This window comes from Streptomyces prunicolor NBRC 13075, assembly GCF_000367365.1.
In the GTDB taxonomy this organism is placed as follows: Bacteria; Actinomycetota; Actinomycetes; order Streptomycetales; family Streptomycetaceae; genus Streptomyces; species Streptomyces prunicolor.
In genome coordinates, this window is sequence record NZ_BARF01000007.1 from 1 (window position 1) to 25,460 (window position 25,460).

At 69.6% G+C, this 25,460-nt stretch carries 26 protein-coding genes; 17 read left to right on the plus strand and 9 right to left on the minus strand.

The genetic code is table 11. The features are described from left to right. Positions 1-21: 21 nt before the first annotated feature. Positions 22-582, minus strand: coding sequence for a hypothetical protein (locus tag SPR02S_RS03635; RefSeq protein WP_019055561.1), 561 nt, complete (start codon positions 580-582; stop codon positions 22-24). 158 nt (positions 583-740) lie between these two features. Here SPR02S_RS03635 and tsaB point away from each other — a divergent pair, with 158 nt between their 5' ends. The 5 genes from tsaB (at position 741) to SPR02S_RS62845 (ending at position 3,534) form a co-directional block, all read left to right on the plus strand. Then, positions 741-1,394, plus strand: coding sequence for a tRNA (adenosine(37)-N6)-threonylcarbamoyltransferase complex dimerization subunit type 1 TsaB (tsaB, locus tag SPR02S_RS03640; RefSeq protein WP_019055562.1), 654 nt, complete (start codon positions 741-743; stop codon positions 1,392-1,394). Further along, complete coding sequence (gene rimI / locus SPR02S_RS03645) at positions 1,391-1,942, plus strand: ribosomal protein S18-alanine N-acetyltransferase (protein ID WP_019055563.1); 552 nt, start codon at positions 1,391-1,393, stop codon at positions 1,940-1,942. The genes tsaB and rimI overlap by 4 nt, the downstream gene beginning before the upstream one ends. After that, positions 1,935-3,041 carry a tRNA (adenosine(37)-N6)-threonylcarbamoyltransferase complex transferase subunit TsaD gene (gene tsaD, locus SPR02S_RS03650; protein WP_019055564.1) on the plus strand — a complete coding sequence of 369 codons (1,107 nt, stop codon included), beginning with the start codon at positions 1,935-1,937 and terminating at the stop codon, positions 3,039-3,041. The genes rimI and tsaD overlap by 8 nt, the downstream gene beginning before the upstream one ends. Positions 3,042-3,055: 14 nt before the next feature. Continuing rightward, positions 3,056-3,295, plus strand: coding sequence for a hypothetical protein (locus SPR02S_RS03655; protein WP_043258056.1), 240 nt, complete (start codon positions 3,056-3,058; stop codon positions 3,293-3,295). 62 nt (positions 3,296-3,357) lie between these two features. Beyond that, entirely contained in the window at positions 3,358-3,534 is a 177-nt protein-coding gene (locus SPR02S_RS62845) for a hypothetical protein (RefSeq protein ID WP_158697773.1), read from the plus strand. A 21-nt stretch (positions 3,535-3,555) separates the two neighbouring features. Here SPR02S_RS62845 and SPR02S_RS03665 read toward each other — a convergent pair whose 3' ends face one another. The 4 genes from SPR02S_RS03665 to SPR02S_RS03680 all read right to left on the minus strand — a co-directional run bounded on the left by SPR02S_RS03665 (position 3,556) and on the right by SPR02S_RS03680 (position 9,079). Continuing rightward, a complete protein-coding gene (locus SPR02S_RS03665; RefSeq protein ID WP_019055567.1) occupies positions 3,556-5,856 on the minus strand; it encodes a beta-xylosidase/alpha-l-arabinosidase in 2,301 nt (766 codons plus the stop codon). 34 nt (positions 5,857-5,890) lie between these two features. Continuing rightward, positions 5,891-6,790, minus strand: coding sequence for a carbohydrate ABC transporter permease (locus tag SPR02S_RS03670; protein WP_026150173.1), 900 nt, complete (start codon positions 6,788-6,790; stop codon positions 5,891-5,893). A 4-nt stretch (positions 6,791-6,794) separates the two neighbouring features. Then, a complete protein-coding gene (locus tag SPR02S_RS03675; protein WP_373283268.1) occupies positions 6,795-7,643 on the minus strand; it encodes a carbohydrate ABC transporter permease in 849 nt (282 codons plus the stop codon). A 107-nt stretch (positions 7,644-7,750) separates the two neighbouring features. Continuing rightward, positions 7,751-9,079: an ABC transporter substrate-binding protein gene (locus tag SPR02S_RS03680; RefSeq protein ID WP_019055570.1), complete on the minus strand. Its 1,329-nt coding sequence runs from the start codon at positions 9,077-9,079 to the stop codon at positions 7,751-7,753. A gap of 117 nt (positions 9,080-9,196) precedes the next feature. Here SPR02S_RS03680 and SPR02S_RS03685 point away from each other — a divergent pair, with 117 nt between their 5' ends. The 5 genes from SPR02S_RS03685 (at position 9,197) to SPR02S_RS03705 (ending at position 14,809) form a co-directional block, all read left to right on the plus strand. After that, entirely contained in the window at positions 9,197-10,246 is a 1,050-nt protein-coding gene (locus SPR02S_RS03685) for a LacI family DNA-binding transcriptional regulator (protein ID WP_019055571.1), read from the plus strand. Between the two features lie 132 nt (positions 10,247-10,378). Further along, the gene (locus SPR02S_RS03690; protein WP_026150175.1) at positions 10,379-11,722 is read left to right on the plus strand and encodes a glycoside hydrolase family 10 protein; all 1,344 of its coding nucleotides are present in this window, start codon (positions 10,379-10,381) and stop codon (positions 11,720-11,722) included. A gap of 135 nt (positions 11,723-11,857) precedes the next feature. Continuing rightward, positions 11,858-12,910 (plus strand): LCP family protein, encoded by a 1,053-nt coding sequence (locus SPR02S_RS03695; protein WP_078622803.1) that lies wholly within the window; start codon positions 11,858-11,860, stop codon positions 12,908-12,910. Positions 12,911-13,061: 151 nt separating this feature from the next. Then, positions 13,062-13,418, plus strand: a complete 357-nt coding sequence (locus SPR02S_RS03700; RefSeq protein WP_019055574.1) for a YciI family protein — start codon at positions 13,062-13,064, stop codon at positions 13,416-13,418. Between the two features lie 83 nt (positions 13,419-13,501). Beyond that, positions 13,502-14,809: an RNA polymerase sigma factor gene (locus SPR02S_RS03705; protein ID WP_019055575.1), complete on the plus strand. Its 1,308-nt coding sequence runs from the start codon at positions 13,502-13,504 to the stop codon at positions 14,807-14,809. A 28-nt stretch (positions 14,810-14,837) separates the two neighbouring features. On the opposite strand, the gene SPR02S_RS03710 is transcribed toward SPR02S_RS03705, so the two are convergent. Then, positions 14,838-16,040, minus strand: coding sequence for a THUMP-like domain-containing protein (locus tag SPR02S_RS03710; protein ID WP_019055576.1), 1,203 nt, complete (start codon positions 16,038-16,040; stop codon positions 14,838-14,840). A 101-nt stretch (positions 16,041-16,141) separates the two neighbouring features. On the opposite strand from SPR02S_RS03710, the gene SPR02S_RS03715 reads away from it, so the two are divergent. The 4 genes from SPR02S_RS03715 (at position 16,142) to groL (ending at position 20,235) form a co-directional block, all read left to right on the plus strand. Beyond that, entirely contained in the window at positions 16,142-17,107 is a 966-nt protein-coding gene (locus SPR02S_RS03715; protein WP_078622804.1) for a polysaccharide deacetylase family protein, read from the plus strand. Continuing rightward, complete coding sequence (locus SPR02S_RS03720) at positions 17,104-17,811, plus strand: polysaccharide deacetylase family protein (protein WP_019055578.1); 708 nt, start codon at positions 17,104-17,106, stop codon at positions 17,809-17,811. Before SPR02S_RS03715 ends, SPR02S_RS03720 begins: the two co-directional genes overlap by 4 nt. Positions 17,812-18,149: 338 nt before the next feature. Beyond that, positions 18,150-18,458, plus strand: a complete 309-nt coding sequence (groES, locus tag SPR02S_RS03725) for a co-chaperone GroES (RefSeq protein WP_019055579.1) — start codon at positions 18,150-18,152, stop codon at positions 18,456-18,458. Between the two features lie 151 nt (positions 18,459-18,609). Further along, positions 18,610-20,235 (plus strand): chaperonin GroEL, encoded by a 1,626-nt coding sequence (groL, locus tag SPR02S_RS03730; RefSeq protein WP_019055580.1) that lies wholly within the window; start codon positions 18,610-18,612, stop codon positions 20,233-20,235. Between the two features lie 157 nt (positions 20,236-20,392). Here the strand turns inward: groL and SPR02S_RS03735 are convergent, their stop codons facing one another. Together SPR02S_RS03735 and SPR02S_RS03740 are read right to left on the minus strand one after the other, a co-directional pair. Continuing rightward, a complete protein-coding gene (locus SPR02S_RS03735) occupies positions 20,393-21,166 on the minus strand; it encodes an SDR family NAD(P)-dependent oxidoreductase (protein WP_026150176.1) in 774 nt (257 codons plus the stop codon). A 108-nt stretch (positions 21,167-21,274) separates the two neighbouring features. Continuing rightward, the gene (locus SPR02S_RS03740; RefSeq protein ID WP_019055582.1) at positions 21,275-21,943 is read right to left on the minus strand and encodes an MOSC domain-containing protein; all 669 of its coding nucleotides are present in this window, start codon (positions 21,941-21,943) and stop codon (positions 21,275-21,277) included. An 80-nt stretch (positions 21,944-22,023) separates the two neighbouring features. Between SPR02S_RS03740 and SPR02S_RS03745 the strand changes: the two genes are divergently transcribed. Then, complete coding sequence (locus SPR02S_RS03745) at positions 22,024-22,923, plus strand: LysR family transcriptional regulator (protein WP_019055583.1); 900 nt, start codon at positions 22,024-22,026, stop codon at positions 22,921-22,923. Positions 22,924-23,038: 115 nt separating this feature from the next. Here the strand turns inward: SPR02S_RS03745 and SPR02S_RS03750 are convergent, their stop codons facing one another. Further along, entirely contained in the window at positions 23,039-23,365 is a 327-nt protein-coding gene (locus tag SPR02S_RS03750) for a WhiB family transcriptional regulator (RefSeq protein ID WP_019055584.1), read from the minus strand. Positions 23,366-23,746: 381 nt separating this feature from the next. Here SPR02S_RS03750 and SPR02S_RS03755 point away from each other — a divergent pair, with 381 nt between their 5' ends. Both SPR02S_RS03755 and SPR02S_RS03760 read left to right on the plus strand, forming a co-directional pair. Continuing rightward, positions 23,747-24,358: a response regulator transcription factor gene (locus SPR02S_RS03755; protein ID WP_003948568.1), complete on the plus strand. Its 612-nt coding sequence runs from the start codon at positions 23,747-23,749 to the stop codon at positions 24,356-24,358. A gap of 441 nt (positions 24,359-24,799) precedes the next feature. After that, on the plus strand, positions 24,800-25,387 hold the full coding sequence (locus tag SPR02S_RS03760; protein ID WP_019055585.1) for a sigma-70 family RNA polymerase sigma factor: 588 nt from the start codon (positions 24,800-24,802) through the stop codon (positions 25,385-25,387). The last annotated feature ends 73 nt before the right edge of the window (positions 25,388-25,460 follow it).

Below are 25,460 nucleotides of genomic sequence, written 5' to 3' on the forward strand. Positions count from 1 at the left end.
CCCCTTTGGGGCACGATCCACCTAGCGGATTACGACGATGCTCTGCCCGATCGTCGCGAACTCCCACATTGCCGCGCCGTCCTCGATGGACTCGCGGATGCCGCCTGACTTCGTCGTCGGGTCGGGGGCGTCCGTCGTGCCGCTGACCGCCGCGCTGAAGCCGATGGCGACGTTGTCCGTGTTGGTGAAGCGGACGACGTGCTGGATGGGGGTGCCGTCGGTGCCGGTGATCGCGTTCGAGCGGGACGTGACCGCGTAGGAGCCCGTGGCCGGGTCCACCGTGCCGGGGGTGACCTTGAACGTGCGGTTGACCTTGTTGTTCTCGGCCACCAGCCACACCCGGTCGTCGTCCACCGAGTACACGACCCGCTCGCCCTTGCCGGAGCCGGCGGGCAGCGCGGCGGGGTTCTTCTTGTCGCGCTGTGCCTTCGAGGTGGCGACCGCCGCGGGCGAGGCGCTCGCGTGGGCCGAGTTCCCCAGCCCGGGCGGGACGGTCGCCGATGCCTGATAGGCGAGGAAACCGACCGTGGCGACGGCCGCCACGGTGAGCCCGGCCACGATTCCCGAGCTGCTGCCGGCCATCAGCGCCCACCTCCGCGTCTCTACGTCTACATCCTGTGACGGTGCCCCGTACGGTCCCGTACGTCCCGTAAGTCCGGTGACCCTAGGTGACCGTAGCAGCCGGGGCCGGGCCCACCGGGGCGGCCGTGCTCGCGGCGCCGGAGCCGTAGGCTGTTTGCGTGCTCTTGCTCGCTCTCGATACCGCCACCCCCGCCGTCACCGTCGCCCTGCACGACGGCGAGGCCGTCATCGCCTCGTCGAGTCAGGTGGACGCGCGCCGCCACGGTGAGCTGCTGCTCCCGGCCGTCGACCACGTGCTCGCCGGCGCCGGGCTCACGCTCGACGCCGTCACGGGAATCGTCGTGGGCATCGGCCCCGGCCCCTACACCGGGCTGCGCGTCGGCCTGATGACCGCCGACACCTTCGGGTTCGCGCTCGGCGTGCCCGTGCACGGCGTGTGCACGCTGGACGGCCTCGCCTACGCCACCGACCTCGACGGCCCGTTCGTCGTGGCCACGGACGCGCGGCGCAAGGAGGTCTACTGGGCGCGCTACGCCGACTCCCGCACCCGCCTCACCGACCCCGCCGTGGACCGGCCCGCCGACATCGCCGAGCAGGTGGCCGGGCTGCCTGCCGTCGGCGCCGGTGCGCTGCTCTACCCGGACACCTTCCCGTCCGCCCACGAGCCCGAGCACGTGTCCGCCGCCGCGCTCGCGTCGCTGGCCGCCGAGAGACTCGCGGCGGGCGTCGAACTCCCCGAGCCCCGGCCCCTGTACCTGCGCCGTCCCGACGCCCAGGTGCCCAAGAACTACAAGGTGGTCACCCCCAAGTGACCGAATCCGTGAGCCCTCGACTGCGCGAGATGCGCTGGTGGGACATCGACCCCGTGCTGGAACTGGAGAAGGAACTCTTCCCCGAGGACGCCTGGTCCCGGGGCATGTTCTGGTCCGAACTGGCGCATGCGCGGGGGGCGGAGGCGACCCGGCGGTACCTTGTGGCCGAGGTGGACGGTGCGGAGACCGGCAGCGGCGTGCGGGTCATCGGCTACGCCGGCCTCGCCACCGCCGGCGAGCAGGCCGACATCCAGACCATCGCCGTCGCCCGCGACCACTGGGGCACCGGCCTCGGCTCCACCCTGCTGACCGAACTCCTCACCGCGGCAAGCGAGTTCGAGTGCGCCGAGATCATGCTTGAGTGCCGCGTCGACAACGTCCGCGCGCAGAAGCTGTACGAGCGCTTCGGCTTCGCGCCCATCGGATTCCGGCGCGGCTACTACCAGCCGGGCAACGTCGACGCCCTGGTGATGCGCCTGACCACAGATCCCGACAGCAGCTCCGCTGCGGGGTCAACTTCCGTACAAGGAACCGAGATCCATGACTGACTCACGCGACGAGCCGCTCGTCCTGGGCATCGAGACCTCCTGCGACGAGACCGGCGTCGGCATCGTCCGCGGCACCACCCTGCTGGCGGACGCGGTCGCGTCCAGCGTCGACGAGCACGCCCGCTTCGGCGGGGTCGTACCGGAGGTGGCGTCCCGCGCCCACCTGGAGGCGATGATCCCGACGATCCAGCGCGCGCTGAAGGACGCGGGGGTGAGCGCCCGTGACCTCGACGGCATCGCGGTCACGGCGGGCCCCGGCCTGGCCGGTGCCCTGCTGGTCGGCGTCTCGGCGGCGAAGGCGTATGCCTACGCGCTCGGCAAGCCCCTCTACGGCGTCAACCACCTCGCCTCCCACATCTGCGTCGACCAGCTGGAACACGGCCCGCTGCCAGAACCGACGATGGCGCTGCTGGTGTCCGGCGGCCACTCCTCGCTGTTGTTGTCCTCGGACATCACCTCGGACGTACGGCCGCTGGGCGCGACGATCGACGACGCGGCGGGCGAGGCCTTCGACAAGATCGCCCGCGTCCTGAACCTCGGTTTCCCGGGCGGGCCGGTCATCGACCGGTACGCGAAGGAGGGCGACCCGAAGGCGATCACGTTCCCGCGCGGGCTGACCGGGCCGCGCGACCCGGCGTACGACTTCTCCTTCTCGGGGCTGAAGACGTCGGTGGCCCGCTGGATCGAGGCGAAGCGGGCGGCGGGGGAGGAGGTGCCGGTGCGCGATGTGTCGGCGTCCTTCCAGGAGGCGGTTGTCGACGTCCTGACCCGCAAGGCCGTACGCGCCTGCAAGGACGAGGGCGTCGACCACCTGATGATCGGCGGTGGCGTCGCGGCCAACTCCCGCCTGCGCGCGCTGGCGGCCGAACGCTGCGAGGCCGCCGGTATCCGCCTCCGCGTACCGCGCCCGAAGCTGTGCACGGACAACGGCGCGATGGTCGCCGCGCTGGGCGCGGAGATGGTGGCGCGGAACCGGACCCCGTCGGACTGGGACCTCTCGGCGGACTCGTCCCTCCCGGTGACGGACCCGCATGTCCCCGGCCACTCCCACGATCACGATCACGTGCACGAGGTCAGCAAGGAGAACCTGTACTCGTGACGGTGGTTGCGTTGATGTGGGAGGCCCGGGCGGTCCCGGGGCGGGGCGACGATCTGCTTGCCTGGGCACGGGAGCAACGGCTTCCGGCCGAGCCGCTGCGCCGGGAGTTCCTGCGCGCGCCCCAGGACCGGGTTCTTGTCATCACGTGGTGGGACGCGGAGTACGATACCGAGTTGCCCGAACTCCCTGAGCCGGACGGGGAGTTGGTCATGCGGGCGGTGCATCGGTGGCGGTTCGAGTCGGTGGGTGAGTAACCAGGTTCCGCTCCCCGGCGCCTCCGTCGCACATCACCCAACAGACCGTCGGGAGGCTCTTCTTGAAGCGTGTGGTCCTGTCCTTCGGTTTCATGGCCGTGGCCATGACGATCACGTCCCTCATCACCGAGCACACGCTGCCGCCGCTGCTGGAGGTCGTGACGTTCCTGGTCGTGGGGTTCGCGGCGCTCGGCGTGGGGGCACTGATACAGGCGAGCCGGCGTAAGGCCAGGGGGTAGCGCCTGAGGCGGCTGGGGGCGTTACTCACCGAGGCCGACCTCGCACCGCAGCCGCCGCTCGGCCCCCACCACCCGCACGGCACCCGTCAGCGTCACCCGTGTCGTATGCCGTACCTCCGCGCTGGAAACCCCCAACCTCAGCTCCAGTACGCCCGGTTCGACCACCCGGCGCCCCGAGCGGTCGGTGAACGCCGACAGGTCCGCGTGGAAGTGGAAGGTCACCCGGGACGCCTCGCCGGGCGCCAACTCCAGTCGCTGGTAAGCGATCAGGCGGACGTCCGGGCGGGTGACCGACGCGACCGGGTCGTGCAGGTACAGCTGGACTACCTCCGCGCCCGCGCGGTCGCCCGTGTTTCGGACGGTGACCGTCAGGTCGTAGGAGCCGTCCGTGTCGATCTCCAACTCCCTTGATTCGGCGGGCTCCCACGCGAACGTCGTGTACGAGCGGCCGTGGCCGAAGGGATACAGCGGGGTCGGGTCCAGGCTGCTGACCTCGTCGGCCAGACCCAAGGGGGGCTGGAGATACGTCCACGGTTGGCCGCCCGGCGCGTGCGGGACGCTCACCGGCAGGCGGCCCGACGGGTTGACGCGGCCCGCCAGTACTCCCGCCACCGCCGGGCCGCCCTCCTCCCCCGGGAAGAACGCCTGCACCACCGCGCCCAGTCGGCCGTGCCAACGGCCCAGCGCGTAGGGGCGGCCGGTGAGGAGGACCAGGACCACCGGGACGCCCGTCGAGATGAGTGAGTCCAGCAAGTCGGCCTGGACTCCCGGTAGTTGGAGGTCCGCCACATCGCAGCCCTCGCCCGACGTACCGCGTCCGAACAGGCCCGCGCGGTCGCCCAGTACCGCCACGCACACATCCGCCTCCGCCGCCCGCGCCACCGCCTCCTCGAAACCGGAGGTGTCCGGGTCGGAGACGTCACACCCCTCCGCGAACGTCACCTTGGCGTCCGGGAGTTCGGCCCGTAGTGACTCCAGCACCGTGGGGATGTCGATGCCCATCGGCACCTCGGGGTGGTGCGTGCCCACATGGGACGGGAAGGAGTAACAGCCCAGCATCGCCAGCGCGTCCGCCGCCCGCGGGCCCACCACCGCGATGCGCGCGTCCGGCGTCAGCGGCAGCAGACCGTCCGGGTTGTCCAGCAACACCACGGATTCTTCGGCCAGTTGGCGGGCCAGGGCACGGTTCGCCGTCGAGTCGAGGTCGATCCGCCCGGTCGGTTCCGGCGCCCAGTTCTCGTCCAACAACCCCAACTCGGCCTTCTGCAACAGCACTCGACGCGCCGCCCGGTCTACCAACGCCTCCGGGATCTCCCCCGCCCGCACCGCCTCCACCAACGGCTTCCCGTAGCACTTCAACGTCGGCAGCTCTACGTCGATCCCCGCCTCCAGCGCCGCGTGCGCCGCCTGCGCCGGGCTGCCCGCCACCCGGTGCAGCGTCTCCAGGAAACCGATGGCGAAGTAGTCGGCGACCACCGTCCCCGTGAACTGCCACTCCTCGCGCAGGAGTTGGGTCAGCAGGCCGGGGTCCGCCGAGGCCGGTACACCGTCCGTCTCGTTGTACGCCGCCATCACCGAACGCGCGCCGCCCTCCCGCAACGCCATCTCGAACGGCGGCAGCACCACGTCCGCGAACTCCCGCACCCCCGCCCGCACCGGCGCCAGATTCCGCGCCCCCACCGAGGACGCGTACCCGGCGAAGTGTTTCAGCGTCGCGACGACCCCGGCCGACTCCAGCCCCCGCACATACGCCGCCCCGATGGTCCCCACCAGGTACGGGTCCTCGCCGATCGTCTCCTCCACCCGGCCCCACCGCGGATCCCGTACGACGTCCAGTACCGGGGCGAGTCCCTGGTGGACGCCGACCGCGCGCAGGTCCGTGCCGATGTGCCGGGCCATCTCCTCGACCAGCCCCGGGTCGAAGCTCGCGCCCCACGCCAACGGCACCGGATACGCCGTCGCACCCCACGCCGTGAACCCCGCCAGGCACTCCTCGTGGGCGACCGCCGGGATGCCGAAACGCCCCGCCGCCGCGATCCGGCGCTGTGCGCGGGCCAACGCCTGCGCGCCCAACTCCGGGTCCACCGGCGCCGTACCGAAGGAACGGGTGAGCTGGCCCAACCCCCGGGTGATCAGCTCGTCCCAGTCGTAGTCCGAGGTCATCTCCCGCTGGAGCGGGGCGACTCCGTCGCCGTCCGTGGCGGCGCCCACCCAAACACCGTAGAGCTGGGCGGTCTTCTCCTCCAGGGTCATCCGGGCGAGCAGGTCGTCGACGCGGGCGGCGGCGGGCAGGGCGGGGTCGCGCCAGGGGGCGGTGGTCATGAAACTCCGTTCGGGAAAGGTGAGTTGGGGCAGCTCACTTGCCGCCCACGCCCATCAGGCCGCCGACCAGGGCGCGCCGGGCCACCAGGTAGACGGCGAAGATCGGGATGCCGGAGAGGACGACCGAGGCGAGCAGCGCCGGGATGTTCACGCCGAACTGGCTGACGTAGTTGAAGAGTCCGAGCGTGAGGACCCTCGGCCCGTCGGACTGGGTGAAGATCAGCGGGAAGAGGAAACCGTTCCAGGCCTGTAGCGCCGCGTAGATGACGACCGTGCTGATACCGCCCTTGGTCATCGGGATGACCAGCTGGAACAGCATCCGCGTCGCCGACGCGCCGTCGAGCGCCATCGCCTCGTACAGATCCTCCGAGATGTCCCGCAGCGTGCCGGTCAGGATCAGCACGGAGACCGGCATCGCGAAGGCGGCGGTGGGGAGGATGACCGCCAACAGGCTGTCGTACAGGTCGAGTTTGGCGATCATCAGGTACAGCGGGACCACGACCGCCTGCGCCGGGATCGCGACTCCCATCAGGAACAGCCGGAAGGCCGCACTCGACCAGACCGTCCTCGTGCGTACGGCCACGTAGGCGAGCGGCACGCACAGCACGAGCACGATGCCTACGACCGCCGCCGCGACCAGTGCCGTGTTTGCGAGGAAGTGGCCGAAGCCGTTGTGCAGAACGGTGTTGTAGTTGGCGAAGGTCGGATCGGTGGGCGGTTTCAGGGCGTTGTTGCCGAGGGCCTTGTCCTGGCGGGTGAGGGAGGCCGAGATCATCGCGTAGATCGGGACGATGACGACGGCGAGCCAGAGGAGGGACCCGAGCCCGGCGACCGGGTTGGGGCGCCTGGTCCAGTGCCGGCGCCTGCGGGTCGGCTGCTCCGGCACGGGTTCCTCCGCCGTCTTCACCGGACGCGGCAACGTGTCGTGTGACACTCCGTCACATCCCTTCGCGGGTACTGCGCATGGCACCGAAACCGGTGAGCCGGACCAGGACGAGGGAGAGCGCGGTGGCGATGACGACCAGGAAGGTCGCGATCGCGCTCGCGTATCCGAAGTCGTAGCTCTTGAAGCCGGCTTCGTACATCAGGTACGGCAGGATCGCCGTGTCCGTGCCGGGCCCGCCCTGGGTGAGGATCAGCACGGTCTCGAAGTAGGTGAGCGAGCCGACGATCATCAGCACGCTCGATGTCGTTGCCGTGTTGCGGAGTTGAGGCAACGTGATCGAGAAGAACTGCCGGTAGCGGCCCGCACCGTCAATTGCCGCCGCCTGATAGAGCACTTCGGGAATCTGCCGAGCTCCACCCTGATAGATCAGCGTGTGGAACGGGATGAACTGCCACCCCCCGACAAACACGATCGCGAGAAACGCACCGCTCGTGGAGCCCAGTGTGTCCTGGTGGATGACACCGAAGTTCGGGTCGAGGAGCGCGTAGAAGAGCAACGCGATGGCGGTGGAGGAGAGCAGAAACGGTACGAAGAAGATCGCGGAGAGGACGGCCCGGTTGCGCTGACGGCCGGCTGCCCAGACACCGAGGAGCAGAGACACGACGGTCTGGAAGGCCCAGCTGGTCACCGTCAACAGGACGGTGACGGTGAGGGATTGGGTGAGGCGGGAGTCGTGCAGCAACTTCTGCCAGTTGGCGAGGCCGACCGGTTTCGGGTTCCCGAGCCCGTTCCACGTGGTGAAGGAGAGGTAGACGGCCAACACCATGGGCGCAACAGCGAAGAAGACGAAGAAGAGAACCCCGGGCACAGCCCACACGACGTGAGGCGAATTCCGGTTCACTGCTGATTTCCGCTGAGCTGGAGCGCCCCCATAGGGGCGCGGGGAACTGCGCGACAAGCCACGACGCACCTGCACCCGACGAACCACCCCCACCGCGGAGCGATTACTCACTTCAACCCCTTGAGCGCGGCCACGAACTGCTCCGGCGAACTCTTCCCCACAAACAGCTTGTTGATCTCCGTCAGCATCGGCGTAGACACATCCGGATCCACCGCCTGATCCCAACTCAACGTGAACGCCGGCGCCTGCTGCACGAGTTGATACTGGAACTTCGCGAACTCCGGATTGGGCGACGAGTCGAGAAGCTTCTCCGCGTTCGACGTGGTCGGAATATCCCCGTTGGCGACAAGGTCCTTCGCATACGCCTCCGACGCACAGTCCCGCAGAAACGCGATCGCCGCGTCCTTGTTACCCGTACGCGCGTTCACAGACCAGTAGTTGGTGGGATTCCCGACCACGTTACGGATATCACCGGCGCCCCCTTCGTACTTCGGAAACGCGAACCACCCAAGGTTGCTCTTGGCGAAGTCGGGAAACTTCCCGAGCTGCGTCGAGTACTCCCACGACCCCATCAGATGCATCGCCGCCTTGCCCTTGGCGAACACCGCAGGCGCACCCCCATTGACGTACGACACAGAGCTGAACCCCTTGCCGAACGCCCCGTCGTCAATGAGCTGCTTGACGGTCTCGGCGGCCTTGAGAACAGCCGGGTCCCCCCAACCGGACGCATCCCCGTTCTTGATCTTGTCGAAGACCGAGGGCCCACCGATCCGATCGACCAGGTACTCCAGCCACATCAACTCGGGCCAGATATCGGCGCCGCCAAGCGCGAACGGAGTGATCCCCGCGGCCTTCAGCTTCTTGTTGATGTCGAGCAACCCGGCCCAGGTGGTGGGCGGTTGGAGCTTGTGTGCCGCGAAGACGGTCTTGTTGTAGAAGAGGATCACCGGCTGCATCCCGCGCATCGGTATGCCGTAGTTCTTACCCTTGAGCGCACCCGCCGCGAGCACCGACGGCAGAAAGCCGCCGCTGAGCACCGGGTCGGACTTGATCGTGTCGGTGAGATCGACCAGCTGGTTCGCCTCCTGGTACGCCTTGATCGAGCCGCCGCCCCAGTTGAAGAAGACGTCCGGCGCGTTCGGCGAGCCCATCGCGGTGCGCAGCTTGGCCGGGTACTCGGCGCCCGGCACCTTCTCCAGCTTGATCTTGCCCTTGGCCTTCTTCGCCGCCGCCGACGCGTTGAACCGGGTGACGGCCTTGACCTGCACCTTCACCGCGTCGTCGCCGTAGACGAAGGCGGTCACCGTGCCGCTGTCGCCGGTGCTGTCGCTGGAGCCGCAGGCCGTGAGCCCGGTGGTGAGCAGGGTGGTGGCACCGGCGCCGAGCACCCAGCGCCTGCTGAACGTACGCCCGCCGTTGGACGTGTTGGGATCCATAAACAGCACAGCCAGCACCTCTCGTGCGAATGTTTCGAGCCGTTCTACGAATGTTCCGGGAACGTAAGGCGCGCTGGGGGGTTCGTCAAGAGGTCGTGCAGGGATACGATCGCCGCCATGACAGCCCCGGATTCCGCCGAAACCCAGACAGCGGGTCGGCCGACCCAGACCGCCACGCTCGCCGAGATCGCCCGCGAGGCCGGAGTGTCGGCTCCGACTGTTTCGAAGGTCCTCAACGGCCGCGCCGACGTCGCCCCCGCGACCCGCACCCGCGTCGAGGACCTGCTCCGCGTCTACGGCTACCGGCGCCGCCGTGCCGAGGCGACCCGCTCCCCGTTGATCGACCTGGTCTTCCACGAGCTGGAGAGCGCCTGGGCGATGGAGGTCATCCGGGGGGTGGAGAACGTGGCCCGTGACTCCGGGCTGAGCGTGGTGCTGAGTGAGAGTGCGGGGCGGCTGACCCCTGGCCGGACCTGGGCCGACCAGGTCGCCGCCCGCCGCCCGCACGGCGTGATCCTGGTCCTCTCCGGGCTCGACGAGTCGCAGCGGGCGCTGCTCACCAGCCGTTCCATCCCGTTCGTGGTGATGGATCCGGCCGGTGACCCGGGCGCGGACGTGCCCTCGATCGGTGCCACCAACTGGCAGGGCGGGCTCGCCGCCACCCGGCACCTGGTCGAACTCGGCCACACCCGGATCGGCGCGATCAGCGGACCGTCCCGGATGATGTGCAGCCGCGCCCGGGTGGACGGATACCGGGCCGCCCTGGAGACCGCCGGGCTGCCGGTCGACAGCTCGCTGATCACCACCGGCGACTTCCATCACGAGGCCGGTTACCGGCTGGGGCTGGAGTTGCTGCGCCGCCCGGACCGGCCCACCGCCGTCTTCGCCGGCAACGACCTCCAGGCGCTCGGTCTGTACGAGGCCGCGCGCGAACTCGGGCTGCGCATCCCGGAGGACCTGAGCGTGGTCGGCTTCGACGATCTGCCGGTGGCGCGCTGGGTGGGGCCGCCGCTGACGACCGTACGACAGCCCCTGACGGAGATGGCCGAGGCGGCGGCGAAGCTGGTGCTCGACCTCGGGCGCGAGGGGGAGTCCTCGGCGGCGCGCCGGGTGGAGCTGGCGACCAGTCTGGTGGTGCGGAGCAGTACGGCACCGCCCGCCGGGTGACCCCGGTGGCTGGAAGGCGATGTGCCGGTGACGCGCGTGGCCGGAAGGTGACGTATTGACGAGTGGGGTCGGTCGTCCCACACTCCTCCGAAGCCAATCGGTTGCACAACCGAAACTTTCGGAGGCACCCGCATGAGATCTCTGAGAACCGGCTTGTCCCTGGCGGCCCTGTTCACCGGCGCCGTCATGCTCTTCGCGGCACCCGCCGCGCACGCCGCCGACACCCCGCTGCGCGACCTCGCCGCCGCGAAGGGCAAAGTCATCGGCACCGCGGTCACCGGCTCCAAGCTCACCGGCACGTACGGCGACATCGCGGGCAGTCAGTTCAGCTCGCTCACGCCCGGCAACGCCATGAAGTGGGAGACGGTCGAGCCGACGCAGGGCAGCTTCAACTGGGCGGAGGCGGACCAGATCGTCGCCTTCGCGCAGGCCCACAACCAGCAGGTGCGCGGCCACACCCTGGTCTGGCACAGCCAGAACCCGAGCTGGCTGACCAACGGCACCTGGACCTCGGCCCAGTTGAGCAGCCTGCTCCAGAACCACATCAGTACCGAAGTCGGCCGCTACAAGGGGAAGATCACCGCCTGGGACGTGGTGAACGAGCCCTTCAACGAGGACGGCACGTACCGCTCGACGCTCTGGTACAACGGCCTCGGGGCCAACTACATAGCGCAGGCGCTGACTTGGGCCCACGCGGCCGACCCGGCCGCCAAGCTTTACATCAACGATTACAACGTCGAGGGCGTCAACGCGAAGTCCACCGCCCTCTACAACCTGGTCAAGTCCCTGAAGGCGGCGGGCGTTCCGATCGACGGGGTCGGCCTCCAGGCCCACCTCATCCTCGGCCAGGTCCCGGCCACCCTCCAGCAGAACATCCAGCGCTTCGCCGACCTGGGCGTGGACGTGGCGATCACCGAGCTGGACGTACGGATGGCGCTCCCGGCCGACAGCACCAAACTCGCCCAGCAGAAGGCCGACTTCAAGAGCGTCATGGCCGCCTGTGTCGCCGTCGCGCGCTGCGTGAACGTCACCGTGTGGGGCTTCACCGACTCCGACTCCTGGGTCGACAGCACGTTCCCGGGCTACGGCGCGGCGACACCGTACGACGCCAACTACGCGCCGAAACCGGCGTACTACGGCCTCTCGGAGGCGCTCGGCGGCACGACCACGACCCCGCCGACCGGGGCGTGCTCGGCGACGTACAGCGTGGGCAGTCAGTGGAACACCGGGTTCACCGGGCAGGTGACGATCGCCTGTTCCGGGGCCTCGCTGTCGTCCTGGAAGGCGAGTTGGACGTACGGCGCCGGCCAGCAGATCACCCAGGCCTGGAACGCGACCTGCACCCAGTCGGGCACTGCGGTGAGTTGTGCGAACGCGAGCTACAACGGGACGGTTCCGGACGGCGGTTCGGTGTCGTTCGGGTTCAACGCGTCCTGGAGCGGAAGCAACCCGGTACCGGTGGTGACCCTGGGATGAGGGAGGCGGGGAGGGACGCGTGGGGGAGCGCGGGGGAGTGAGACGGGACTGAGAACCGTGAAATTTTCCGTAGAAAACCGTCTCGGGACGTCTCCCCTAACTTTCTCCTAATAATTCACACTTACGTTCCTCCCCGTGACGGACACAGAGAACGTTGACGAGGACAGACGAGTGGGCCGGCGATCACGAGTGCTGAAGATCGCCGGCCTCACTCTGGCCGGTGCCCTCGTCCTGGGTGTCGCCACGGCCGGCTGGGCCTACTGGCACCTCAACAGCAACATCAAGAGCGTCGACATCGACAGCGCGCTCGGCGCCGACCGCCCCGCGAAGGCGGTGACCACACCCTCCGCCGCCGCGTCCGCGTCCGCCGCCCCCGTGCCGACCGGCTCCCTGAACATCCTGGTCCTCGGCTCCGACTCGCGCAGCGGCAAGGAGAACAAGGCACTCGGCGGCGGCGACAGCTCCGGCGCCCGCTCCGACACCGCGATGGTCGTGCACATCGACGCGGGCCGTAAGAAGGCCACGATCGTCAGCATCCCGCGCGACACCCTCGTCACCCGCCCGTCCTGCCCGCTGTCGTCGGGGGGTTCGACGTCGGTGGCGTACAGCGCGATGTTCAACACCGCCTACTCCGTGGGCGGTCCGGTCTGTGCGGTCAAGACGGTCGAGTCGATCACGGGCGTCCGTATGGACCACTACATAGAGATCGACTTCGCGGGCTTCGCGAAGCTGGTCAACGCGCTCGGCGGTGTCACGGTCACCACCACCCAGGACATCGACGACGACGACAGCCACCTGCACCTGAAGAAGGGCACCCACCACCTCAACGGCAAGCAGGCCCTCGCCCTCGCCCGCACCCGGCACGGCATAGGCGACGGCAGCGACCTGGGCCGAATAGGTCTCCAACAGATGCTGGTGAAGGCCCTGTTGACCCAGATCTCCACCAACGACCTCCTCACCGACCCCACCAAGCTCTACGAGGTCACCGACGCGGTGACCGACAGCCTCACCACCGACACCGGCCTCGACTCCCTGAGCGAACTGATCAGCCTCGGCCAGAGTGTGAAGGGCCTGTCGGCGGACGCGGTGACGACGGTGACGATGCCGAACGTCACGGCACCGTCCGACCCGAACCGGGTGGTCGCGAAGGAGCCGGCGGCGAGCGATCTGTGGGAGTCACTGCGCTGACCTGCGTAGATACGGAGGCGGAAAAAATCTTCGGGGAATTCCGGCGAGTGTGTCGATCCGCTCGCCCCTCGTTCGACGCATGGTTGAAAGGCCGGGAAGAGCCCGGTCGGACACCGTCAGAGAACGTCAGCGAACGACCCGAGGAGTCACCATGCCCCGCTACCTCTCCCTCGTGCAGATCGATGAGAAGACCGCCCCCGCCGAGGGCCCCAGCGCCGAGCTGATGCAGCGCATGGGCGAGCTGATCGAGGAGATCACCAAGGCCGGGGTCATGCTCGACACCGCCGGTCTCACCCCGACCGCGCAGGGCGCCCGCGTGCACTGGGAGGGCGGCAAGATCTCCGTGACCGACGGCCCCTTCACCGAGTCCAAGGAGGTCGTCGGCGGCTACGCGCTCATGCAGTGCAAGGACATGGCCGAGGCGATCGAGTGGACGAAGCGGTTCCTGAAGGTGCACGAGGAGTTCTGGACGGTGACGTGCGAGGTGCGGGAGATCGCGGAGGGCTGAGCCTTCCCCGGCTCCGCGCGGTTTCCGTGGCCTTTCCCGGCCTTCCTTGGTCTGAGGCCGCCGGGGGTGTTGCATGGTGGGTTGTGACTCCGGAATCACAACCCACCGCAGACCCGCGTGCCACCGCCACGAACGCTCGCGGCAAGGTCACGGACCCGCACAGCACCATCGAGACCGTCTTCCGCATCGAGTCCCCCCGCATCATCGCCGCCGTCGCCCGCCTGGTCCGCGACGTCGGCATCGCCGAGGAACTCGCGCAGGACGCGCTGGTCGCCGCGCTGGAGCAGTGGCCGAGGGACGGCGTGCCCGACAACCCGGGCGCCTGGCTCATGGCCACGGTCAGGCACCGCGCCGTCGACCTGATCCGGCGCCGCGAGAACTACGCCCGCAAGCTCCAGGAGATCGGCCGCACCCTGGAGACGACGGCCCCGCCCGAGGAACCCTCCGCCCCCGACGACATCGACGACGACCTCCTGCGCCTGGTCTTCACCACCTGCCACCCGGTCCTGTCCCCGGAGGCCCGCACCGCCCTCACCCTGCGCCTCCTCGGCGGCCTGACCACCCCCGAGATCGCCCGCGCCTTCCTCGCCCCCGAACCGACGATCGCCCAGCGCATCGTCCGCGCCAAACGCACCCTCGCCACCAAGAACGTCGCCTTCGAGGTCCCCTACGGCCCCGACCGCGAGGCCCGCCTGGGCTCCGTCCTGGACGTCATCTACCTGATCTTCAACGAGGGTTACGCGGCGACAGCAGGCGACGACTGGCTCCGCCCCAGCCTCTGCGAGGACGCCCTCCGCCTGGCCCGACTCCTCTCCGGCCTGATGCCGAAGGAACCCGAAGTGCACGCCCTGGCCTCCCTGTTGGAGTTCCAGGCCTCCCGCTCGGCCGCCCGCACCGCCCCGAACGGCGACCCCGTCCTCCTCAAGGACCAGAACCGCCGCCGCTGGAACCGCCTCCTCATCGCCCGCGGCATCACCGCCCTGGGCCGCGCGGACGCCGTAGCGACAGGCGCCCCGGGCCCCTATGCCCTCCAGGCCGCCATCGCCGCCTGCCACGCCCACGCGTACACCTACGACGAGACCGACTGGCCGACGATCGCGACCCTGTACGGCCTCCTCGCCACCCGATCCCCGTCCCCGGTGGTCGAGTTGAACCGCGCGGTCGCCGTCTCGATGGCACAGGGCCCGGCCCCGGCCTTGGAGATCGTCGACACCCTCGCCACCGAACCCGCCCTGCGCGACTACCACTTGCTCCCGAGCGTCCGCGGCGATCTGCTCCTCCGCCTCGGCCGTACGACGGAGGCGAAGGCGGAGTTCACACGGGCGGCTTCGCTGGCGCGCAACGAACGCGAACGCCAACTCCTGCTGCGCCGGGCGGCGGAGGCGTCGTAGCGCAAAGGGGGTCCACGACCTTTGACCGTCAGACGGGCCGCCCGATCAGCATCGCCGGCGCCCCCGCCACCCGAGTAAGGAACACGGTCGCCGAGTTGGGCCCCTGAGGCTTCACCTTGCGCCGCAACTCCTCCGGTTCGACAGCCGACCCCCGCTTCTTCACGGTGAGCACGCCCACCTCCCGCTCCCGCAGCAACGCCTTCAACTTCTTGACGCCGAAGGGGAGTTGATCGGTGATCTCATAGGCTGAGGCATACGCGGTAGGCCGTAGCTCATCCGCTGTCACATACGCGATGGTCTCGTCGACAAGACCACCGTCGACCTCCTCCGCGACCTCGGCGACGAGGTGGGCGCGGATGACGGCGCCGTCGGGTTCGTACAAGTACCGCCCCACGGAACGGACTTCAGGGTCCGGAAGTCCCCGCCCGTGCAGAACTCGCGGTCCGGGGAGGAGAGTTGCCCGAACTGCCCCCGCCCGCACACCCGTCCCGAACCACAGCACCGCCTCCTTCACATCACCCCCGTCCGAGATCCACTCCGCCTCGGCCGCCGCCGGGATCGCCTCGTGCGGTACCCCGGGTGCGATCTTCAGCGCGGCGAGCGGGGCCGTCGTAGCCGCGCCGATGGCCCAGGACAACGGGGGCGAGTACGCCTCGGGATCGAAGATGCGCCCCCGGCCGCCGCGCCGCGCGGGGTCGACGAAGACGGCGTCGTACGCGGACGTGTCCACCTCCGTCACATCCGCCTCGCGCACCTCGATCAGCTCGGCCAGCCCCAGTGCCTCCGCGTTGGCGCGCGCCACGGCAACCGTCAGCGGATCGCGGTCCACGGCCAGGACCCGCACCCCCGCCCGCGCCAGCGCGATCGCGTCGCCGCCGATTCCGCAGCAGAGGTCGGCGACGGAGGTCACGCCCAGGTCCAGGAGGCGGGCGGCGCGGTACGTGGCGACGCTTGTCCGGGTCGACTGCTCGAAGCCGTTCGGGGTGAAGAACATCCGGTCGGCGTCCTCGGGCGTGAACTTCGCCGCCGCCGCCCGTTGGCGCAGCCGGGCCTGGCCGAGGGCCGCCGAGACGAGGTCGGCGGGGTGGTCGCGGCGCAGCCGGGTGGCGACGGCGAGTTCCTTGGCCGGGTCGGTGCCGCGGACCTCGTCGAGGAGGGCGCGGCCCTCGGGGGTGAGCAGGGCGGCGAAGGCGCGTACGGGGTCGTGCGTCGGGTCAGTGGGGTCGTTCACCGGGACATTGTGGGCCAGTCGGTGGACGGTGTGCCTCCGGTGGCGGTGTGTTGGCGGTGTCGGCGCGGGATCGGGGCCGGGTCCTGAAAAGATCCGACCCCATGCGAGTAGTCGTACAAAATGACATCAATCGGGCGCGCGGAGGGCGAGGGGCCCGGGGCGATCGAGGTCGGATGACAGGGGCCGCCCGTGGCGCGCTCGCCGCCCTCGCGTTCGCCGCTCTGGTCTCCGGGTGCGGCCAGCCCGGCTCCGGCGTGGCCGTCCACCCGGCGGGCGGCGCGCAGCCGTTGCACGCGCCCCCGGCCCGCGCGCTGGACTCCTACGCGACCAAGTTGCGCGCCGCGTACGCCGCGCGGGTCGCGGCGGCCAAGCGCTGGGGGCTGGCGAAGGTGCCCCTCCAGGCCCCGCCGGCGCCCGCCCACAAGCCGGAGATCACCGCGCGCAAGGGTTTCGAGGTGGACGACCAGGAGGAGCTGAACCTCCCGCCGGTCTTCACCACGATCCCCACGAAACAGAAGATCGTCTTCCTCACCATCGACGACGGCGAGGAGAAGGACCCCGCGTTCCTGCGGATGATGAGCGACCTGAAGATCCCGTACACGGCCTTCCTCAGCAACTACCTGGTGAAGGACGACTACGGCTACTTCCGGAAGATGCAGTCCCAGGGGCACACGATCAACAACCACACCCTCACGCACCCGTATCTGCCGGGCCTGTCGTACGCCGAGCAGAAGCGTGAGATCTGCGGCATGCAGGACATCATGAAGAAGCAGTTCGGCAAGGCCCCGACGGTCTTCCGGCCGCCGTACGGGAACTACAACCACGACACCCTCGTCGCCGCGAAGTCCTGCGGCATCAAGTACGCCCCGATCTGGGACGAGGAGGTGTTCGTCGACCACTGGGAGTACCGCGAGGACGACCGGTCCCTGCACCCCGGGGACATCGTCCTGACGCACTTCCGGGGCCGTGCGGACTGGAAGGGCACGATGGTCGACGACATGCGCCGCTTCCTGGGCAAGGTCACGGCGGAGGGGTACGCGGTGGCCCGCCTGGAGGACTACCTGTGAGGGTCCGGGTACCGGTGGCCGTCGCTCTGGCGGCCACCCTCCTCACCGGCTGCGCCCAGTCCGTCGACCCCATCGAACGGCTGGGCAAGAAGGCCGCCCAACGAGTCCACCCGCACGGCCCGACCCGCGAACAGCCGTACCGCCACTGGGGTTTGACGGCCCCGCTGGCCCCCGCCCCCAAACCCTCCCTCCGACCCGCCCCCCGCTCGGCGGGCCCGGGCCTCCCACCCGTCGTGGACCACGTCCGCACCCACGACAAGGTCGTCTTCCTGACCTACGACGCCCAGGGCACGGGCGCGGACACGCGACGGGACCCGAGGTTCGCCGACCTGGTCCGCGAACTACGGCTCCCGGTCACGGTGTTCCCCACCGCACCGCGACACGGCCACTTCGCCGGCCTGCCCTACGCCACCCAGCGCAGCGAGATCTGCGGCCACTGGCCCCGGCCCAACTCCCGGCTGCTCAGGCCCCCTTACGGCACGTACGACACGACGACCCGCCGTGCCGCGGCCGACTGCGGAGTCTCCGCCCTGGTCCTCTGGCGGGCCTCCACGACGACCGGAACCCTGACCTACGCCCGGGGCGACCACCACCTCACCCCCGGCGACATCGTCCAGGTCGGCCCGGCCGACAGCACGGCCCGCCTGCTGCGCGGGATCCAGGAACTGGGGCTGACGGTGGGGCGCCTGGAGGACTACCTCTGAGCCGACGGAGCGAGGTCCGGCCACTCCAGCCCGTCCGGCGTTCGAGGACGAGGCCGTTCAGGCCGAAGGGGGGTCTGGGGGCACAGCCCCCAGGGACGGCGGCATCAAGCACAGGCCCGCCGGACAGCTCGGGGCGACGGAGAAATTCCGCTCAAGCGCCGCGGGCATTGGCACTCCGCTTGACCGAGTGCTAATCGCAGTCATAGTCTCAGACCTGGCACTCCCCCCTGGAGAGTGCCAATAGCGACGGGCAGGTCCGGCACCCGCGACGACGGATCGACCTGGTCGCCACCTCAGACAGTTAACCCCGTGAGATCTCCGAAGGGGGAGGTCGGATCGTGACGACCGCCAGCTCCAAGGTTGCCATCAAGCCGCTCGAGGACCGCATTGTGGTCCAGGCACTCGAAGCCGAGCAGACCACGGCCTCTGGCCTGGTCATTCCGGACACCGCGAAGGAGAAGCCCCAGGAGGGCGTCGTCCTCGCCGTGGGCCCGGGTCGCTTCGAGAACGGCGAGCGCCTGCCGCTCGACGTCCAGACCGGTGACATCGTGCTGTACAGCAAGTACGGCGGCACCGAAGTGAAGTACCAGGGCGAGGAATACCTCGTCCTCTCGGCCCGCGACGTGCTCGCGGTCATCGAGAAGTAGCTCACCCGGTACCACCGGTACCACCTGGATATACCGAGCTACACCCAGTTTTGCAGTGAGCTGCGCCCCTGGCCCCCGCGACCTTATGAAGCCGGGCGTCGGGGGCGTGGTTCGTTTCACCCACGTTTTCCGAGAGGGCTGAACCGCTCCCATGGCGAAGATCCTGAAGTTCGACGAGGACGCCCGTCGCGCCCTCGAGCGCGGCGTCAACAAGCTTGCCGACACGGTCAAGGTGACGATCGGCCCCAAGGGCCGCAACGTCGTCATCGACAAGAAGTTCGGCGCCCCCACCATCACCAACGACGGCGTCACCATCGCCCGCGAGGTCGAGCTCGAGGACCCGTACGAGAACCTCGGTGCCCAGCTGGTGAAGGAGGTGGCGACCAAGACCAACGACATCGCGGGTGACGGCACCACCACCGCCACCGTGCTCGCCCAGGCGCTCGTACGCGAGGGCCTGCGCAACGTCGCCGCGGGTGCCTCCCCGGCCGCCCTGAAGAAGGGCATCGACGCCGCCGTCAAGGCCATCTCCGACGAGCTGCTCGCCACCGCGCGGCCGATCGACGACAAGGCCGACATCGCCGCCGTGGCCGGTCTGTCCGCCCAGGACAGCCAGGTCGGCGAGCTCATCGCCGAGGCGATGGACAAGGTCGGCAAGGACGGTGTCATCACCGTCGAGGAGTCCAACACCTTCGGTCTGGAGCTGGACTTCACCGAGGGCATGGCCTTCGACAAGGGCTACCTGTCGCCGTACTTCGTGACGGACCAGGAGCGGATGGAAGCGGTCCTCGAGGACCCGTACATCCTGATCCACCAGGGCAAGATCAGCTCCATCCAGGACCTGCTGCCGCTGCTGGAGAAGGTCATCCAGGCCAACGCCTCCAAGCCGCTGCTGATCATCGCCGAGGACGTCGAGGGCGAGGCCCTGTCGACCCTGGTCGTGAACAAGATCCGCGGCACGTTCAACGCGGTCGCGGTCAAGGCCCCCGGCTTCGGCGACCGCCGCAAGGCGATGCTCGGCGACCTCGCCACCCTCACCGGCGGTCAGGTCATCGCCGAGGAGGTCGGCCTCAAGCTCGACCAGGTCGGCCTGGACGTGCTGGGCTCCGCCCGCCGCGTGACGGTCACCAAGGACGACACGACCGTCGTCGACGGTGCCGGCGACTCCTCCGAGGTCGCGGGCCGCGTCAACCAGATCAAGGCCGAGATCGAGAACACGGACTCCGACTGGGACCGCGAGAAGCTCCAGGAGCGCCTCGCGAAGCTGGCCGGCGGCGTGTGCGTGATCAAGGTCGGCGCCGCCACCGAGGTGGAGCTGAAGGAGAAGAAGCACCGTCTGGAGGACGCCATCTCCGCGACCCGCGCCGCGGTCGAGGAGGGCATCGTCTCCGGTGGTGGCTCCGCTCTGGTGCACGCCGCCAAGGTCCTCGAGGGCAACCTCGACAAGACCGGCGACGAGGCCACCGGTGTCGCCGTCGTGCGCCGCGCGGTCGTCGAGCCGCTGCGCTGGATCGCCGAGAACGCGGGCCTCGAGGGCTACGTCATCACCGCCAAGGTCGCCGACCTGGAGCCCGGCCAGGGCTTCAACGCCGCGACCGGCGAGTACGGCGACCTGGTCAAGGCCGGCGTCATCGACCCGGTCAAGGTCACCCGCTCCGCCCTGGAGAACGCCGCCTCCATCGCCTCCCTGCTCCTCACGACCGAGACCCTGGTCGTCGAGAAGAAGGAAGAGGAGGAGCCGGCCGCCGGTGGTCACAGCCACGGTCACTCCCACTGACGCGAGTCGGTGAACCCGTAGGACGTGTGTACGTCGAAGGCCCGGCGCCCCTCAGGGGGAGCCGGGCCTTCGCGTTCCACCGAAACCTTTGTCACCGAGCCCGCCGTAATCGAGCCGACTGCCCTCACCGAGCCCGCCCCCACCGAGGCGGCTGCCGTCACTGCGGCCCGTACTTCCGCCCGGTCTTCGACGTGATCCCGCCCAGCACCGCCTGCGGAGTGATCTTCACCAGCCCCATCAGCGCCTTGTAGCGCGGGTCCGGGATCGACAGCGACTTGCCGCGCGCCAGATCCGCGAGCGCCGCCGCGACCAGCTTGTCCGCGTCCAGCCACATCCAGTTCGGGATGTTGTCCGTACCCATCCCGGCCCGCTCGTGGAACTCGGTCCGCACAAAACCGGGCGCCAGCGCCATCAGCCGTACGCCCGTACCCGCCAGGTCCTTGGCCGCCCCCTGCGTGAACTGCACGACCCACGCCTTCGAGGCGCCGTACGTCCCGCGCGGTACGAAGGCCGCCACCGACGCCACGTTGACGACCCCGCCGCGCCCGCGCTCCCGCATCGCCTCGGTCGCCGCGCTGGTCAGCCGGAGCACCGCCTCGCAGTGCACCTTGAGCATCTTCAGCTCGTCGGCCATGGATACGTCGAGGTAGCGGCCCTTGTTGCCGAAGCCCGCGTTGTTGACCAGCAGGTCGACGGGGTTCTTGCGGTCGGCGAGGCGGGCGGCGACCGTGTCGATGCCCTTGTCCGTGGCCAGGTCGGCGGTGAGCACCTCCGCCTCGATGCCGTGCCGGTCGTGCAGTTCGGTCGCCTGCTCCCCGAGCCGCGCGGTGTTCCGCGCCACCAGCACGAGGTTGTGTCCGTCCGCCGCGAGCCGCCGCGCGAACGCGGCACCGATCCCCGCGGTCGATCCCGTAATCAATGCCGTTGTCATGGCGCAAGATTAGTGACCCGGAGCAAGCCGGTCCGATCTCTGCACAGCCCCTCCAGATCCGTGACGAACACGTGTCGAACACCGTGTCGAACGGGCTGCGGCACCAGGTCAGCCCGGGTGTTCCGCGACATATTTCCGGGCCTGCACGAGGGATTCCGGATGCAGCGCCTCGCCCGCCGGAAGCAGCCGCGGCAGCAGCTCCCGCTCGGTCGTGACGGCCCGGAACTGCAGGGCCACCGTCACGTCGTGGTCGGGCCGGTGCACGATCTCGATCGCGTCGCCCGCCTGGATCTCACCGGGTTCGATCACCCGCAGATAGGCCCCCGGCGCACCCTTCACGGTGAACCGTTTCACCCACCCGCGCTCGCCCAGATGGTCCTGGAAGGTACGGCACGGGATCCGCCCGCAGGTGACCTCCAGAACCACCTCGGAACCGATCCGCCAGCGCTCGCCGATCAGCGCGCCGGACACGTCGACCCCCAGCGTCGTCAGATTCTCCCCGAAGGAACCGCTGGCCAGCGGGCGCCCCAACTCCCGCTCCCAGTCGTCGAGATCCTCGCGCGCGACCGCGTACACCGCCTGGTCGTCGCCCCCGTGGTGCCGCCGATGGCACACCGCGTCCCCGGCCAGCCCGCTTCCGGCGACACCCTTGGGCCCGGGCGCGCTCACCCGCACCGGCGCGTCGGTCGGCCGCTTGTCGATGCCGGTCACCCCCTCGGGCTGCTCCGTGTACGGCACGGCCGTGGCCCGGCCCAGATTCAGCGAGAGAAGCTTCATGACGGCACGGTAGACGAGACCATCCCAAAGGTGCGCCACATTATTCGCCACTGCCCCCAAGGGGCCCTTATGCTCGGCGTATGATCGAGGCCCGACATCTCCGTGTGCTGCGCGCCGTCGCCGCCACCGGCTCCTTCTCGGCGGCCGGGCGTGAACTGGGCTGCACCCAGCCCGCCGTGAGCCAGCAGATGAAGGCCCTGGAGACCTCGGTCGGCACCCCGCTGCTGATCCGCACCGGCCGCGAGATGCGCCTGACCCAGGCGGGTGAGGCCCTGGTCCGGCACGGCGCCGGCATCCTCGCCGGGCTGACGGCGGCCGAGGAGGAGGTCGCCGCGATCGCGGGCCTGCGCGCCGGCCGGGTCCGCCTGGTCTCCTTCCCCAGCGGCAGCTCGACGCTCGTCCCCACGGCCCTGGCCGCCCTGCGCGCCGCACACCCCGGCACCCGCGTCTCCCTGGAGGAGGCCGAGCCGCCGAACTCTATCGACCTCCTACGGGAGGGCGACTGCGACATCGCACTCGCCTTCCGCTACGAGACGGCAGCGGGCGCGGAGGACTGGTCCGACCTGGTCGTACGCCCCCTGCTCAGTGACCGCCTGGTCGCCCTGGTCCCGGAAAAACACCGGCACGCGCGCGGGAGGTCGGTCGCCATCGCCGAACTCGCCGACGACCCCTGGATCGCCGGCTGCCCGCGCTGCCGTGGGCAGTTGGTCGAGGTGTGCGAGCGGGCCGGTTTCACCCCGCGCATCGACTTCGCGACCGACGACTATCCGGCGGTCGTCGGCCTGGTGAGCGCGGGGCTGGGCGTCGCCGTACTGCCCCAGCTCGCCATCGAGTCCGTACGGCCCCGGGGAGCGCGGACGGTGACGCTGGAACCGGCGGTGCGGCGGGAGATCGTCGCGCTGACCCTGCCCGACCTGGCGCGGGTACCGGCGGTGGCGGCGACCCTCGACCAGCTGGCGCGGGCGGCCAGCGAAAAGTAGGCCCGCGGAAAGTAGGCCAGTAGGCCGCGAAAAAATAGGGGGGCACGCGTGCGCGTACCCCTGGTGGAGAGCTAGGTGGGCCCCCTGGTGGAGAGCTAGTTGGAGAAACGTTCCTTCAGTTGTTCGAAGCCATGTCCCCGGCGGCCGAAGCCGACACCAGCCGGTTGCGGGCACGCCCCATGAGCTCTTCGCGCTCGTCCTCGGTCAGGCCGCCCCAGACGCCGTACGGCTCGCGCACCGCCAGCGCGTGCGCCGCGCACTGTGCGCGGACCGGGCACCTCATGCAGACCTCTTTGGCCGAGTTCTCACGAGCGCTTCGTGCCGCACCGCGCTCGCCCTCGGGATGAAAGAAGAGCGAGCTGTCGACCCCTCGGCAGGCAGCCAGGAGCTGCCAGTCCCACAGGTCCGCGTTCGGTCCGGGAAGGCGGGAGAAATCTGCCATTGCGTGACCCCTTGTAGCCGTTATGGGCGGATACGGTGTCCACGACCGTACAACTACGATCTAAGGAGATGAAAATATGACTCATTGCGAATCTAGCCTCAGACACCAGCAAAAGGGAAGAAATAGGGCTGAATGGGGCACCGGTTGTGATGAAAGCTTGTGGGTCGGCCGCGCACGCCTCCACCGTGTCCGCACCCTCACGTAGAGTGCCGAAGATGGCACGCGGCCCCGTAACTCTTTCGAGTGACCGTCGTTGAGAGTGCGAGGCGGTTGAAAACAACAAGTGCTCGGGCAGGCGTCCGAGACGATCGACCGCACAGGTGACGATTTCGTACCAGCCTGGAGGCTCAAGGTGACGCGCATCAGTTGCGGAGGGCGGCCATGACATCCGTCCTCGTCTGTGACGACTCCCCGCTTGCCCGAGAGGCGCTCCGCCGCGCGGTCGCGACCGTGCCCGGTGTCGAGCGCGTGACGACGGCGGCCAACGGCGAGGAAGTCCTCCGCCGCTGGGGTGCCGACCGCTCGGACCTCATCCTGATGGACGTACGCATGCCCGGACTCGGCGGTGTCGAGACCGTGCGGCGGCTGCTGTCCGCCGACCCGGGCGCACGCATCATCATGCTCACCGTCGCCGAAGACCTGGACGGCGTGGCCCTCGCGGTCGCGGCCGGCGCCCGCGGCTATCTGCACAAGGACGCCTCGCGCGCCGAACTGCGGGCCACGGTCACCCAGGCCCTCGCCGACCCGACCTGGCGACTGGCCCCGCGCCGGCTGCGGTCCGCCGAGATGGGCGCCGCACCGACGCTCACCGCGCGCGAGATCCAGGTCCTCGAAGGGATGAGCCACGGCCGCTCCAACGCGGAGATCGGCCGTGAGCTGTTCCTCTCCGAGGACACCGTCAAAACACACGCACGGCGGCTCTTCAAGAAACTCGGCGCCTCGGACCGGGCACACGCCGTGGCGCTCGGTTTCCGGTGGGGCCTGGTCCGCTAGGTCCTGTCGTCGCATTCCCGTCTGCCCGGCGACGCCATGCACGCACCCTCGCCGCACCGGGCCCGGACCCGAGTACGTCCAGTACGCGGGTCCGGGCCCGGCACGCCGAGAGCACGCACCTGACGCCGCCGGGCTGCCCTCCGGGCGACGACGGGAATGCGACGACAGGACCTAGGCCCAGGTCAGTGGGTTGCAGCGGGGGTACGACAATCCCCGCCTACCTCATGGTGGGCGGGGGCGGCAAAGGGGCCCGCCGGGTGCCCGCTGCTCGTTTCGCCGCGGATGCCGCATCCTTGAGATGTGGAGTTCCTCGGGGACGAGTCGGTCGAGCGGGAGGGGAGGGCGCAGGAGATGAGTTCCGGCGCACCTGCTCATAACGCTTCGGTGCACAACAACGGACGCGGTGCCACGGACCCTTCGGCCACAAGGCACCATGGACCGATGCGTGACGACGAGGCGGCCAGTGCCCCAGGGGCGATTGGTGGACTCGTCCTTCGCGCGGTCGACGGCGACGAGCAGGCCACCCACGATCTGCTCGCCCACGTCCACCCCCTGGCGTTGCGCTACTGCCGCACCCGGTTGTCCCGACTCCCGGGCGACGCACGGCACTTCGTAGAGGACCTCGCCCAGGAGGTCTGCGTCGCCGTCCTCCTCGCACTGCCCCGCTACAAGGACACCGGCCGCCCCTTCGAGGCCTTCGTCTTCGCCATCGCCGCCCACAAGGTCGCCGACCTCCAGCGCGCCGCGATGCGTCATCCGGGCTCCACGGCCGTCCCCTCCGACGAGATGCCCGAGCGCCCGGACGACTCCCTCGGCCCCGAAGAGCGCGCCCTGCTCAGCAGCGACGCCGAATGGGCCAAGAAACTCCTGGCCAACCTCCCGGAGAACCAGCGCGAGCTCCTCCTGCTGCGCATCGCCGTAGGTCTCACGGCGGAGGAGACCGGCCAGATGTTGGGAATGTCACCCGGCGCGGTCCGGGTCGCCCAGCACCGGGCGCTGAGTCGACTGCGGGCACTGGCCGAGCAGTAGGGCACCGCACTCCGGGGCGGCCAATTGCCCCTTCGGTGACGGCCCCTGGCGCGATGAGTGCGCCTTGAGCGGC